This is a genomic window from Bradyrhizobium zhengyangense (assembly GCF_022012435.1).
GTDB classification, from domain to species: domain Bacteria; phylum Pseudomonadota; class Alphaproteobacteria; order Rhizobiales; family Xanthobacteraceae; genus Bradyrhizobium; species Bradyrhizobium zhengyangense.
This window is the reverse complement of record NZ_JAKLUA010000001.1, coordinates 1,481,647-1,494,978: the sequence shown is the minus strand read 5'-3', so window position 1 is coordinate 1,494,978 and position 13,332 is coordinate 1,481,647. Positions and strand designations below refer to the sequence as shown.

Here is a 13,332-nt window from a genome sequence, read left to right as displayed (position 1 = left end):
TCGTGGGCGAGATCCATCTCACCGGCCATCCCGCTTCGCCCGGCCTCGCCATCGGGCCGGTCGCGGTGCTGACGACAGAAGTGGCGGGCAGGGCTGAGAAGGGCGATCCGGCACAGGAGGCCGCGGCGCTGAAGGCAGCGATTGAAGGTGCAGCAGCGGAGCTCGCCGATCTGATCGCGACGGTTCACGGCGAGGCCGCGGAGATCCTGGAGTTCCAGGTTGCGATGCTCGGCGATGATGCGCTTGCAGAAGGCGCTTACGAGGCCGTCGCGGGCGGTACGGCCGCCGATGAGGCCTGGCGCGCGGCGCTCGAAGCCGAGATATCAGGCTATCGCGCGGCGGACGAGGAATATTTTCGGGCGCGTGCTGCCGATCTCGTCGACATTCGCGATCGCGTCCTCGCGGGCCTGAACGGTGCAAACACGATCTCTGAGATTTCCGGCGATTCCATCGTCACGGGTGATGATATTTCGCCATCGACGTTCCTCGCTGTCGACTGGACCCGCGGCGGCGCAATTGCGCTCGCCAGCGGATCGCCGTCATCGCATGTTGCGATGCTCGCGCGATCGCGGGGCGCTCCGATGGTGGTCGGGTTGGGGCCGTTGCCATGGAACGGACAGCCGCCGTCACTGGCGCTGGTCGACGGTGACGCCGGCACCGTGATCTTCGATCCCCAGCCTGAAACGCGCCGCCTGTTCGAGCACCGGATGGCAGCCGCGACTGCCGCGCAGATTGCTGTCGATGCTGGTCGCCTCAAACCCGCGCTGACCGCCGATGGAAAGCGCATCGCCGTCATGCTCAATGTCGCCGCGCCGGAAGAGCTGGCGAGTCTCGATCCCGCCATCTGCGACGGCATCGGCCTCGTACGGACGGAGTTTCTGTTCGAGGGATCGAGAGGGCTTCCGGGCGAGGATGCGCAATATCAGGTCTATCGGCGCATTCTCGAATGGGCCGAAGAGCGGCCCGTGACGATTCGCACGCTCGACGCTGGCGGCGATAAGCCGATTCCCGGCGTGACGGTCGATGGCGAGCGCAATCCATTCCTGGGCCTGCGCGGAATCCGGCTCTCTCTGGCGCGACCGGAGGTGTTTCGCGTGCAGTTGCGCGCGCTCTGCCGCGCGGCCGTGCATGGGACACTGAAGGTGATGCTGCCGATGGTCGCTGTCCCCTCCGAGCTCGACCGCGCCAACGCCATGCTGGGCGCAGAGTTTGCGGCTCTCAGCGCAGAGGGCATTGCCTGCGCCCGGCCGCCGCTCGGCATCATGGTCGAGGTCCCCTCGGCCGCACTCTGCGCCGACGATTTCGACGCGGCGTTTTATTCCATCGGGTCCAACGACCTCACTCAATACACAATGGCCGCGGCGCGCGACATCGGCGCTGTCGCGGATCTCAACGACGCCGGCCATCCCGCGGTGCTGGCGCTGATCGCGCGGACGGTCGAGGCCGGGCTTAAGCGTGGCGTCGAGGTCTCGCTCTGCGGCGATGCCGCCGCCGATACGCGCTTGACGAATGCGCTGCTGGCGACGGGCCTGACGATCCTCTCGGTCTCGCCGATCGCTGTAGCCCGGCTCAAGGCTGCCATCGCCGGGGTGACCGCATGAGTGACGATGCAGGCGAAGACGCGAGCCGGCCGGGCGACAGCAACGTCGCGGATTACAAGCTCATCCTGCGGCGGGCGCTCGACAACCGGCCCTCGGGGACGCGGTTGAAGCTCGCGGCCGCGCTCGGCAAGAACCGCTCCTTCGTCAGCCAGATCACCAATCCGGCCTATCTGGTGCCGATCCCTGCAAAGCATGTCGCGATCATTTTCGAGGTCTGCCATCTCTCCGGCACCGAGCGTGCGGCGTTCCTCGAAGCCTATGGGCGCGCGCATCCGGGGCGGCTGCGCGGCGCCCATCGCGAGGCGCGCACGCGCGTCGTGACGGTGACGGTGCCCGATCTCGGTGACGACAAGAAAAATCGTGCGCTCGAGCAGCTCATCGTCGACTTCGCTGCCCAGCTCGCCCGCTACGCCGAAAGCATCGGCTGACGAATTCGTAACGCAAAAGATAACCGGGAGGACGCCATGAAAAAGCTGATCAACAGCGCCGACACGGTGCTCGAAGAGAGTCTCGACGGATTGGCGGCAGCCCATGCCGATATCCTGCTGCTCGGTGCTGACAGGAAGTTCGTGCGCCGCCGCAATCTGAAGCCTGGCAAGGTTGCGCTGATCTCGGGCGGTGGCTCCGGGCACGAACCGCTCCATGCGGGTTTTGTCGGCCACGGCATGCTCGATGCTGCCTGTCCGGGGCAGGTCTTCACCTCGCCGACGCCGGATCAGATGATCGAGGCGGCGGAGGCCGTCGATACCGGGGCAGGCGTGCTCTTCATCGTCAAGAATTACGAGGGCGATGTGATGAATTTCACCATGGCCGCCGAGATGGCCGGGCGCGAGGTTGCAAGCGTGGTCACCAATGACGACGTCGCGGTCGAGAAATCGACCTACACGACTGGTCGTCGCGGCGTCGCGGGCACGCTGATTGTGGAAAAGATGGTTGGCGCTGCGGCCGAAAAGGGCATGCCGCTCGCCGCGCTCAAGACGCTCGGTGACGATGTGAACAGGCGCACCCGCTCGATGGGCGTCGCGCTGTTGCCGTGCACCGTGCCGGCGGTGGGCCGGCCGAACTTCACGCTGGCCGACAACGAAATGGAGATGGGCGTCGGCATTCACGGCGAGCCGGGGCGACGCAGGGTGCCGCTGGCCTCTGCCGATGCGATTGCAGCCGACATACTTGGCGCGATCCTGGATGATCTCGAACCGAGCAAAGGCAGCGAAGTCCTGCTTCTGATCAACGGGTTCGGTGCGACGCCGCTGATCGAGCTCTATCTGATGGCCAATAGCGCCAAGCGCATCCTGGACGGGGCGGGAGTTACGGCCACGCGTTTTCTTATCGGCTCCTATGTGACCTCCCTCGACATGGCCGGTACGTCGATCACTGTCTCCGTGCTCGATGGTCAATCGAAGGAATTGTGGGACGCGCCGGTGCATACCGCCGCGCTTCGCTGGCGCATGTGATTGGCGGAAACCAGGCTCGATCACCAACGACATGGCTCACGTCGCTCGATGACGGATTGGGGCGAGGGTTGGGTCTTGCAAGATAGCGTGTGCACGATGCGCCCACGGGAGCTTCAATAGAAGCCGATCGCAGTCGGTATGAGCTGGCTTTGGCCAGCCTCGCACGATGTGTGCGACCCGCGGGCGTCTGGTTGCGGAAGCAATTTCTGTCGCTGGACGAGGAACGTGGCGTCGGAGCAATCGTGCCCCGTCCTCCACTTTAGGCAAATTCCCTGAAAGCACCGGCCGCCCTTGCCGCCGCCGCAGTCGGACGACCTGGGACGGCGCCAGCGGCCGTTCGAACCGGCTCGGGAAGGCGGGATCTCCCATTGACAGGTCGCCCGGGATGATAGAATTATAACAAGATAAGTTGCAAAAATAACAATATGTCACCATCGTACCAGCATCTCGCGGGGGCGACGGGAGGAAAGTTTGGAATTGTCCGGTTCGGTTGCAGCAGAATCCCTGCCGTCGACCTCGCTTGTGATGGTCAGTGCCATCAACAAGCGTTTTGGCGGCGTGCGGGCGCTCCGCGACGTCGACCTCCAGGTTCGCGCCGGCGAGGTGCATGCGCTGCTCGGCGAGAACGGCGCCGGAAAATCCACGCTGATCAAGATCCTCAGTGGAGTTCATAGCCTCGACAGCGGCACGATCGAGATCGCTGGCATTCCCGTGGAATTCGACAGCCCGGCGAAGTCGCGCGAGGCGGGGATCGCCGTTGTCTACCAGGACCTCAGCCTCGTCGAATCCTTGAGTGTTGCGGACAATTTGCTGCTCGGTCGCGAGCCGCGCACAGCTTTCGGCTTTGTCCGGAAGCGCGCGCTGATGGTCAGGGCCGAGGCGTTCCTGAAAGAGCTGGGCATTCCCCTGGATACGCGCGCGACTGTCGGCTCGCTGCCGTTCGCCTACCGCCAGATGACGGAGATCGCAAAGGCGCTGATGGGCGAGGTCCGGCTGCTGATCCTCGACGAGCCGACGTCGTCGCTGACATCGGATGAGGTCCGGATCCTGTTCGACGCGATCGGGAAGGCGACGCGCCGCGGCGTCGGCGTGATCTATGTGACCCATCGGCTGAACGAGGTCTTCGAGATCTCGCAGCGCGTCACTGTGCTGCGCGATGGCGCCAACGCCGGCACGTTCATCACCGCCGAGACCGACATGAAGCGGCTGGTGAACGCCATCGTCGGGTCAGATCGATCGGTATTGACAGGCTCGCGCACTGAGCCTGCCGTGAAGCGTGAGTTGGATCCGTCGCCGGTTTTGTCGCTGTCGAACGTATCCAACGACCGGCTTCGCGCGGTCGATTTGTCCGTGCGGAAGGGCGAGATCCACGGTCTTGCCGGGCTGATCGGGAGCGGACGCACGGAGATTTTGGAGACGGTGTTCGGCCTGCGACCGCTCGAGAGCGGCGCAATCGAAATCGAAGGCCGCCGCTGGCTGCCGGCCGGGCCGGCCGATGCGATCGAGCAGGGCGTCGCGCTGGTGCCGGAGGACCGGCACGTGCAGGGCCTGGTCCTCGATCATTCGATCGAACGAAACGTCACCTTGCCGCGGATTCCGCATTTCTCGCGCTGGGGCTGGATGCAGCAACGCGCCGCAGCCAGGCGTGCGGAAAGTGCGGTCGCAAGGCTTTCGGTGAAAGCGCAAGGCGCCTCCAGCCTGGTCAGGACGCTCTCGGGCGGTAACCAGCAGAAGGTCGTGTTCGGAAAATGGAATGATCCGCGGCCGCGCGTGCTGCTGCTGGACGAACCGACCGTTGGCGTCGACGTCGGCGCGCGTGAGGAGATCTACGCCGTGATCCGGAATGCCGCCCGCGACGGCAGCGGCGTTCTGGTCGTCTCGTCCGACCTCGTCGAATTGATCGAGCTCTGCGACCGCATCTCCGTGATCGTCAATGGGCGCGTCGCTCGAACGCTGGTGCGCGGCGAGATCGATGACGCCGAAGAGCTGCACCATCTCCTCCAAATCTACCAGGCCTCCGGGCTGAGCACATCGCAAGAGTTGTCCGCATGACCGAACTGACCGCTCCCAACGTCGTCGCTTCGTCGACCCGGTCCGACCGGCGCCGTAGAATTGTCCAGAATCTGCTGCGGGGCGAGAGGCCGTACATGCTGTACATCGCCTTCGTGATCCTGCTGGTCGTGTTCAGCCTGTCCTCGCCCTGGTTCCTCTCGGTCGACAACTTCCTGAACATCGGACGGCAGACCACGCTGGTGTCGATCATCGCAGTCGGCATGACCTTCATTATCATCGCGCGTCAGATCGATCTGTCGGTCGCATCGACGCTGGCGCTGTCAGGCATGGCGGCGGCTCTGGCGATGAGCCAGATCAACAACAGCTGGATCGTCGGCGCCGTCGCCGGGCTTGGCACCGGCGCGCTGGTCGGGCTGATCAACGGCATCCTGACCACGCAACTGTCGATTCCATCCTTCCTGGTGACGCTGGGCTCACTGAGCATGGCGCGGGGACTGGCGATGATGGTGACCAACACCAAGCCCGTCATCATCACCAACGAAACCTATTTCGCGATCTTCGGCGAAGGCACATTCCTCGGCGTACCGGTTCCGATTGCCTGGACATTGGCGGCGATGATCGTCGGCATCCTGCTGCTACACTACAACGTGTTTGGCCGTCGCATCTATGCCGTCGGCGGCAACCCGACCGCGGCGCTCTATTCCGGCATCAACACCAAGCGGATCACGACGGCGGCCTTCGTCCTCACCGGCACGCTCGCGGGCCTCGCCGCGCTGGTGCTGTCCGCGCGCTCACATGCCGCGCGACCCGATGTCGTGCAGGGCATGGAGCTCGACGTCATCGCTGCCGTGATCCTCGGCGGCTGCAGCCTGTTCGGCGGGCGCGGCTACATCCTGGGAACGCTGTTTGGCAGCCTGATCATCGGCACCCTCAATAACGGCCTCGTTCTGCTCGGCGTGAGCTCGCCGATGCAGCTCGTGATCAAGGGCGCGATCATCGTGGCCGCGGTTGCCTTCACGAAACGCTAGCCAGAGTCAGGCGCGGCGCATGAGCCACTGGTTCATTGCGCCGCGTGGGTAGGGGCAAGGTCGCTGGCCCTCCGGTAATCGGCGACCAACATGGAGGAAACAAATGAAACCAATCTTGCGACACGCCTTGCCTTTGACCGTGTTGATGGCCACTGCGGCCGTCGCGACGATCCCGTCGGCCCGCGCTGAAGTGCCCGCGACCTGCGTCAAGGGCGTCGATCTCGCAACGCTCGGACCAAAATCGATCGTCGGCCAGGGCCCCCACGGCGAGAAGGCGGCTTCGCCCGAGGTGCTCGCGCTGTCGGAGGCCGACGTTGCGAAGATCAAGGAGAAGCACTTCAAGGTCGGCATCTCCATGCAGACCGTCAACCTCGACTGGTCGCAGCTCCAGATCCAGGGCATCACCGACACGCTGAAGAAGTACGGCGTGACGGTGACCGGCGTCGCCTCCGCCGAATATCAGGTCGACAAGCAGATCGCCGATATCGAGAACACCATCCAGCAGCATCCTGATGGCATCATCTCGATCCCGGTCGACTTCACCGCGACCGCGCCGACCTACAAGAAGATCGCCAAGGCCGGCATCAAGCTCGTGCTGATGGACAGCATCCCGACCGGCCTGAAGCATCCCGAGGAATATGCCACGATGGTCTCGGCGGATAGCCAGGGCAACGGCCAAATCGCAGCGCAGATCCTGGCGTCCTGCATGCCGCAGGGCGGCACCATTGGTCTCGTCAATTTCGGCGTCGACTATTTCAGCACTAACGAGCGCACCAAGGGGGTGCGGGAGTGGATGAAGGCGAACCGGCCCGACATCAAGATGAAGCAGGTCGATTTCACTGATCCGCCAAAGGTCTCGCAGATCGCGGGCGACTTCCTCACCGGCAATCCCGACGTCAAAGGGCTCTACGCGGTGTGGGATCAGCCGGCACTGGATACGCTAAGCTCGATGCGCGCCCAGGGCATCGACATTCCCATGACGACGGTCGATCTCGGCCTGCAATCGGCGATCGAGATTGCCAAGGGCGGTCCATTGAAGGCGACCGGCTCGCAGCGTCCCTATGACCAGGGCGTCGCCGAGGCGATGGCGATGATGAACGCGCTGTTGGGCAAGGAAACGCCCGGCTGGGTCGGTGTGCAGTCGCTGCCGGTGACGCAGGCGAACGTGTTGGAGTCCTACAAGACCGTCTTCAAGAAAGACCCGCCGGCCGAGCTGACGGATGCCTGCAACAAGGCGAAGCCCGCTTGTAATTGAGCTCGCGGTTACAATGCGTGGTTCTACCGGACCACGCATTGTCCAGCAGGCCTGATCCGGGCGGACCAGCCCCCATCCGGATCAGGCTGCGCTGGTGATGTATTCGACGGGAAGGTTGCGGAAGTGCTTGCGCGTGTCTGGTGGCACTGCGCCGCCGACGATGATCCGCGAGAATGAGCCGACGTCAGAGAAGAAGGCCGGCTTGAGGCTGCCGAGCTTGCTGGCATCAACCACCAGGATGCTCTCCATAGCGGTCGCGATCACGGCCTGCTTGATAGCGACCTCGTGAAAATTCGAGCAGCTGGCGCCGCGGGTCCAGTGCAGGCCGCCGGCCGAGATGAAGGCCTTGTTGACCCCGAGCCGCCGCAGATAGGACAGGCCGTCATCCGACGAGAATGATTGCGATGATGGATGGTAGAGCCCGCCCATCAGCATCACCTGCGTTGCCGGGCGGTGAGTGACGATCGTGGCAACGTTCAGCGAATAGCAGATCACCGAGAGCGGCATGTCCTCGGGCAGGCAATCCGCCAGCGACTGCATGGTGGTGCCGCAGTCGATGAAGATGGTGTCGCCTTCCCTGATCGAGGCGGCAGCGGAACGGCAGGCGAGGCGCTTGTCCTGCGTGTGCTGGTCGATCTCCTGCTCGAACGTGTACTTGATACCGGTCGGCGAGGCCGCATTGACCACGTAGCCGCCGAGCAAGGCGAGCGTACCGTCCGGACCGGCGAGGTCGCGCCTCACCGTCATCTCCGACACTTTCAGCAAGTCAGCGGCGTCCTTCAGATGCAGCGCGCCGCTGGTTTCGACGGCGCGGCGCAGCCGTTGCAGCCGCTGGACGCGGGTCTCGCTGGAGCGTGCGGTCGGTGTTTCAGCCATTTTCGTCACCGAGCTTGCTTATCCGGTTGACAATGATCTTACAATGATGTGAGTTTAGCAACGTCAATTTGTTACAATAATAACATCTAGTCCGGAGGGCGGTCCTGTCAGCGATGGCAGGCAACGGAAGCTCCGACGGGCAAGGGATGGGAGGATCGCATGTTGCAATCGGCACCAGTCTATCTGTCGCTTCCGCCGATTCGCTAGCACAGCACGCGTACCGATGGCGCAGGGCGTCTTGATATCAAATCCATCCGCGGTGCCGGTGCAGCCACATGCACGGGATCACAATCACACTCATGCCATCGCGCGCAACACCGGCCGCGCGCTCGAGATGGACTGGGTCGACGAGATCAGGATCAATCTGTCCGCCGCCGAGCGCCGCGTCGCGAGCCTGCCCGGCCGACGCAGCGTCAAGAAGGACGCGCAGGCGGCGTGGCTGCTCAAGGCAATCACCTGCATCGATCTGACGACACTCAACGGCGACGATACGACCGAGCGTGTGAAGCGCCTCTGCGCCAAGGCGCGGGCGCCGCTACGGCGCGATCTCCTCGAGGCCGTGGGCTTTGCCGGGCGCACGCTGCACACGGGCGCGATCTGCGTCTATCACCGCTTCGTCGCAACCGCCGTCGAAGCGCTCGAAGGATCCGACATTCCGGTGGCTGCGGTTTCGACCGGTTTTCCTGCGGGCCTCATCCCCCACGATCTCAAGCTCAGGGAGATCGAGGCTTCCGTCAGGGACGGCGCGCAGGAGATCGACATCGTCATCACGCGCGAGCATGTGCTGACCGGCGATTGGCGCGCGCTCTACGATGAAGTGCGGGATTTCCGCGCCGCCTGCGGGGAAGCGCATCTCAAGTCGATCCTGGCGACCGGCGATCTCAAGACGCTGCGCAACGTCGCCAAGGCCTCGATGGTCTGCATGATGGCCGGCGCCGACTTCATCAAGACTTCGACCGGCAAGGAAGGCGTCAACGCCACGCTGCCGGTGACGCTGGCGATGCTGCGCATGATCAGGCTCTATGAAGAGCGCACCGGCTTCAAGATCGGCTTCAAGCCAGCCGGTGGAATCTCGACCGCGAAGGACGTGCTCAACTATCAGTTCTTGATGAAGGAGGAGTTGGGGCGCGACTGGCTCGAACCGGATCTATTCCGGATCGGCGCCTCGAGCCTGCTCGCCGATATCGAGCGCCAGCTCGAGCATCACGTCACCGGCCGCTACTCGGCCTTCAACCGCCATCCCGTGGGCTGAGCATGAGCATCGCACATTACTACGAGACCATGGAGTATGGTCCAGCTCCCGAGGCGGACGGCGAGGCGCGCGCCTGGCTGAAGCGGCATGAGGCGACGTTCGCGCATTTCATCGCCGGCAAGTTCGTGAGCCCAGCTTCGGGCAAGCATCTGACGACGATCGAGCCGGCCACCGGCAAGTCACTCGCTAAAATCGCGCAAGGCGTCGCTGCCGATGTCGAGGCTGCCGTCACCGCAGCCCGATCGGCGCAGGCACCGTGGGCGAAGCTCGGTGGTCACGGTCGCGCCCGCCATCTCTACGCGCTGGCGCGTATGCTGCAGCGTCATGCGCGACTGTTCGCGGTGCTGGAAGCGATCGACAATGGCAAGCCGATCAGGGAAACCCGGGATCTCGACGTGCCACTGGCCGCGCGCCATTTCCTGTATCACGCCGGCTGGGCGCAATTGCAGGAGCGCGAATTCGCCGACCACGTTCCGGTCGGTGTGATCGGCCAGATCATCCCCTGGAATTTTCCGCTGCTGATGCTGGCCTGGAAGATCGCGCCCGCGCTGGCGGCTGGCAACACCGTGGTGCTGAAGCCGGCGGAGTTCACCTCGCTCACCGCGCTGCTGTTCGCTGAGCTCGCGGCGGAAGCCGGCTTGCCGCCCGGAGTGCTGAATGTGGTGACCGGCGACGGCGCCACCGGCGCGCTCCTGATCGAAAATCCCGGTGTCGACAAGATCGCCTTCACAGGATCGACCGAGGTCGGCCGATTGATCCGCCAGTCGACCGCAGGCAGCGGCAAGTCGCTGACCCTCGAGCTCGGTGGCAAGTCGCCGTTCATCGTGTTCGACGATGCCGATATCGATGGCGCCGTGGAAGGCGTGGTCGACGCGATCTGGTTCAACCAGGGCCAGGTCTGCTGCGCCGGATCGCGGCTGCTGTTGCAGGAGGGTATCGCCGAGACCTTCCGCAAACGTCTGATCCGCCGCATGGAGACGCTCCGCGTCGGGTCGCCACTCGACAAGGCGATCGACATGGGGGCGGTGGTCGCGCCTGTCCAGCTCGAGCGGATCAAGGCGCTGGTCGAAACAGGTGTGAAGGAGGGGGCCGAGAAGTATCAGGCGTCCGGGGCGATCCCCGCAGAAGGCTGCTTCTATCCGCCGACCTTGCTCTGGAACGTCCATCCGTCCTCGACCGTGGCGATCGAGGAGATCTTTGGGCCCGTGCTGGTCGCAATGACATTCCGCACGCCTGATGAGGCCGTGATGCTCGCCAACAACACGCGCTACGGGCTTGCCGCCAGCGTCTGGAGCGAGACCATTGGCCTCGCGCTCGATATCGCGCCAAAACTTCAAGCCGGCGTGGTCTGGGTCAATGCGACCAATCTATTCGATGCCAGCGTCGGCTTCGGCGGCTATCGCGAGTCCGGCTTCGGCCGCGAGGGCGGGCGGGAAGGTCTCTTCGAATATCTCAAGCCGAAAGCATGGGCCGGCCGCAAAGCGCGAGCCAAGCTGCCGCCACTGCCTGAAGCCGCGACCGAGGGCGCTGGGTTCGGCACGCCGTCGATCGACCGAACCGCCAAGCTTTTCGTCGGTGGCAAGCAGGTCCGCCCCGACGGGAATTATTCGCGCAGCGTGTTGTCGCCGAAAGGAAAACACCTTGGCGAGGTCGGCGAGGGCAATCGCAAGGACATCCGCAACGCGGTGGCTGCCGCGCGTACGGCTGAAGCTTGGGCGCGGGCGACGGCGCATAATCGCGCCCAAATCCTCTACTACCTTGCCGAGAATCTGTCAGCGCGCGGCGACGAGTTCGCCCGGCGCATCAGTGATATGACCGGCGTTTCGCCTGCCAAGGCGCGCGCCGAGGTCGAGGCGAGTATCGAGCGGTTGTTCAGCTATGGGGCCTGGGCCGACAAATATGAGGGGACGATCCATGCGCCGCCGCTGCGCGGCGTGGCGCTTGCGATGCACGAGCCGATCGGCGTCGTCGGGGTCGCCTGTCCGGACGAAGCTCCGCTGCTGGGCTTCATCAGCCTGGTGGCCCCGCTGATCGCGATGGGCAACCGCGTCGTCGCAGTGCCGAGCGAGCGGCATCCGCTGGCTGCGACCGATTTCTACCAGGTGCTGGAGACGTCGGACGTGCCGGCCGGCGTCGTCAACATCGTGACGGGCGAGCGCGATGCGCTTGCCAAGGTCCTTGCCGAGCATGACGACGTCGATGCGCTCTGGGTGTTCGGCTCGCAGGAGGCCTCGACTGCGGCGGAGCGGCTCTCGGTCGGCAATCTCAAGCGCACGCTGGTCGACCATGGACTGGCGCTCGATTGGTACGACAGGGCAGCGAGCGAGGGGCCGATCCTGCTCCGCCATGCGGTGCAGGTGAAGAACATCTGGATTCCCTATGGTGACTAGAGACGTCACCTGGCGGTGATATGAATGGGCATCCGGACCATCAGAGTCCGGTCGTTTTTGAAGAAGGGAGGACACAACATGCTCAAGGGCATCAACCCACTGCTCAATGCCGACGTGCTCTATGCCTTGCGCGCAATGGGGCACGGGGATCGCCTCGTCGTGTGCGACACCAATTTCCCGGCGGACTCGATCGCGCGTCAGACCGTGTTCGGCGAGCTGCTGCGCATCGACAATGTCAGCACGGCAAGGGCGATCGAAGCCATTCTCTCGGTGATGCCGCTCGATACGTTCGTGGACGATGCGGCGATGCGCATGGAGATCGTCGGCAAGCCTCAGGAGGTGCCGCCGGTGCAGCACGAGGTGCAGGCCGTGATCGACCGCGCAGAGGGGCGCTCCTGGCCGCTGGTCGGGGTCGAACGCCACGCCTTCTATGAGAAGGCCAAGACGGCCTATTGCGTGATCGCGACCGGCGAGCGGCGCTTCTACGGCTGCTTCATCTTCTCCAAGGGCGTCATCGCGCCGGACGGAGAGTGATGACCATGAGCAAGTCTGGCGTCGCAGTCCTCGGCATCTTCGTCGTCGACCTGGCCTTCCGGGCCGGCAACATGCCGGCGATCGGCGAAACCATCGCAGGCTCGGGATTTGCCATGGGGCCGGGCGGCAAGGGCTCGAACCAGGCCGTCGCCGCGGCGCGCGCGGGCGCGGACGTGACCTTCATCTCCCGGATCGGCAGCGACGCCTTCGGTGATCTTGCCATCAAGACCTGGGAAGCCGAAGGCATCAGGCCGCGCGTCGCCAGGACCAAGGAGGCGCCGACCGGCGCCGCCTTCATCTACGTCCACGAGACGCGTGGCGACAACGCCATCATCGTGGTGAGCGGGGCGGCCGACGGCCTCAGCCCCGATGATGTCGACGCGGCCGCGGAGGCGATCCGCTCTAGCCGCGTCTTCGTGACCCAGCTGGAGCAGCCGGTCGCCGCCGCGCAGCGCGGGCTCGAGATCGCGCGCGCCGCCGGCAGCATCACCGTGTTCAACCCGGCGCCCGCGGGCGTCTTCGACGATGGCCTGTTCGCCTTGTGCGACTACGTCGTCCCCAACGAGACCGAGGCCGAAGCGCTGACCGGGATCGCGGTCGGCGATCTCGCCGGTGCTCGCCGCGCGGGCGAGGCGCTGCTGGCCAAGGGCGCCGGCACCGCGTTGATCACGCTCGGCGAGCGTGGGGCACTGTTTCATGGACGCGATCGCTCGCTGCACGTGCCGCCGTTCGCTGCCGGCAAAGTGGTCGAGACGGCCGGCGCGGGCGATGCCTTCGTCGGCGGCTTTGCGGCAGCGCTCGCGGGCGGCGCCGATCCGCTGGACGCGGCACGCTTCGGCTCGGCGACAGCGGGGATTTCCGTGACGCGCGCCGGCACTGCGCCAGCGATGCCGCGGCGCGCCGAGATCGAGGCCCTGTTGAAGGTTTGA

Annotated in this window: 11 protein-coding genes; 10 read left to right on the top strand and 1 reads right to left on the bottom strand. The window is 64.8% G+C overall.

From position 1 onward, the window contains the following. The first annotated feature begins 2 nt into the window (after positions 1–2). The 6 genes from ptsP to L6637_RS07205 all read left to right on the top strand — a co-directional run bounded on the left by ptsP (position 3) and on the right by L6637_RS07205 (position 7,351). Entirely contained in the window at positions 3–1,601 is a 1,599-nt protein-coding gene (gene ptsP / locus L6637_RS07230) for a phosphoenolpyruvate--protein phosphotransferase (protein ID WP_237869731.1), read from the top strand. Next, complete coding sequence (locus L6637_RS07225) at positions 1,598–2,029, top strand: hypothetical protein (RefSeq protein WP_157332153.1); 432 nt, start codon at positions 1,598–1,600, stop codon at positions 2,027–2,029. Before ptsP ends, L6637_RS07225 begins: the two co-directional genes overlap by 4 nt. A gap of 36 nt (positions 2,030–2,065) precedes the next feature. Continuing rightward, positions 2,066–3,055: a dihydroxyacetone kinase subunit DhaK gene (gene dhaK / locus L6637_RS07220; protein WP_237859053.1), complete on the top strand. Its 990-nt coding sequence runs from the start codon at positions 2,066–2,068 to the stop codon at positions 3,053–3,055. Positions 3,056–3,526: 471 nt separating this feature from the next. Next, the gene (locus L6637_RS07215) at positions 3,527–5,107 is read left to right on the top strand and encodes a sugar ABC transporter ATP-binding protein (RefSeq protein WP_237869729.1); all 1,581 of its coding nucleotides are present in this window, start codon (positions 3,527–3,529) and stop codon (positions 5,105–5,107) included. Further along, entirely contained in the window at positions 5,104–6,096 is a 993-nt protein-coding gene (locus L6637_RS07210) for an ABC transporter permease (protein ID WP_237869727.1), read from the top strand. The genes L6637_RS07215 and L6637_RS07210 overlap by 4 nt, the downstream gene beginning before the upstream one ends. 103 nt (positions 6,097–6,199) lie before the next feature. After that, entirely contained in the window at positions 6,200–7,351 is a 1,152-nt protein-coding gene (locus L6637_RS07205; RefSeq protein WP_237859050.1) for a substrate-binding domain-containing protein, read from the top strand. 81 nt (positions 7,352–7,432) lie between these two features. On the opposite strand, the gene L6637_RS07200 is transcribed toward L6637_RS07205, so the two are convergent. Further along, entirely contained in the window at positions 7,433–8,227 is a 795-nt protein-coding gene (locus L6637_RS07200; RefSeq protein ID WP_237859049.1) for a DeoR/GlpR family DNA-binding transcription regulator, read from the bottom strand. Positions 8,228–8,561: 334 nt separating this feature from the next. Between L6637_RS07200 and deoC the strand changes: the two genes are divergently transcribed. The 4 genes from deoC (at position 8,562) to rbsK (ending at position 13,332) form a co-directional block, all read left to right on the top strand. Then, on the top strand, positions 8,562–9,479 hold the full coding sequence (gene deoC, locus L6637_RS07195; RefSeq protein WP_237870029.1) for a deoxyribose-phosphate aldolase: 918 nt from the start codon (positions 8,562–8,564) through the stop codon (positions 9,477–9,479). A gap of 2 nt (positions 9,480–9,481) precedes the next feature. Further along, on the top strand, positions 9,482–11,869 hold the full coding sequence (locus tag L6637_RS07190) for an aldehyde dehydrogenase family protein (RefSeq protein WP_237859048.1): 2,388 nt from the start codon (positions 9,482–9,484) through the stop codon (positions 11,867–11,869). A gap of 78 nt (positions 11,870–11,947) precedes the next feature. Further along, positions 11,948–12,403 carry an RbsD/FucU family protein gene (locus tag L6637_RS07185; RefSeq protein WP_237859047.1) on the top strand — a complete coding sequence of 152 codons (456 nt, stop codon included), beginning with the start codon at positions 11,948–11,950 and terminating at the stop codon, positions 12,401–12,403. A gap of 5 nt (positions 12,404–12,408) precedes the next feature. After that, positions 12,409–13,332 carry a ribokinase gene (gene rbsK / locus L6637_RS07180; RefSeq protein WP_237859046.1) on the top strand — a complete coding sequence of 308 codons (924 nt, stop codon included), beginning with the start codon at positions 12,409–12,411 and terminating at the stop codon, positions 13,330–13,332.

Coding starts and splice junctions, on each gene's coding strand:
- L6637_RS07225 (WP_157332153.1), top strand. CDS start 1,598: ATGAGTGACGATGCAGGCGAAGACGCGAGCCGGCCGGGCGACAGCAAC.
- dhaK (WP_237859053.1), top strand. CDS start 2,066: ATGAAAAAGCTGATCAACAGCGCCGACACGGTGCTCGAAGAGAGTCTC.
- L6637_RS07210 (WP_237869727.1), top strand. CDS start 5,104: ATGACCGAACTGACCGCTCCCAACGTCGTCGCTTCGTCGACCCGGTCC.
- L6637_RS07205 (WP_237859050.1), top strand. CDS start 6,200: ATGAAACCAATCTTGCGACACGCCTTGCCTTTGACCGTGTTGATGGCC.
- L6637_RS07200 (WP_237859049.1), bottom strand. CDS start 8,227: ATGGCTGAAACACCGACCGCACGCTCCAGCGAGACCCGCGTCCAGCGG.
- deoC (WP_237870029.1), top strand. CDS start 8,562: ATGGACTGGGTCGACGAGATCAGGATCAATCTGTCCGCCGCCGAGCGC.
- L6637_RS07190 (WP_237859048.1), top strand. CDS start 9,482: ATGAGCATCGCACATTACTACGAGACCATGGAGTATGGTCCAGCTCCC.
- L6637_RS07185 (WP_237859047.1), top strand. CDS start 11,948: ATGCTCAAGGGCATCAACCCACTGCTCAATGCCGACGTGCTCTATGCC.
- rbsK (WP_237859046.1), top strand. CDS start 12,409: ATGAGCAAGTCTGGCGTCGCAGTCCTCGGCATCTTCGTCGTCGACCTG.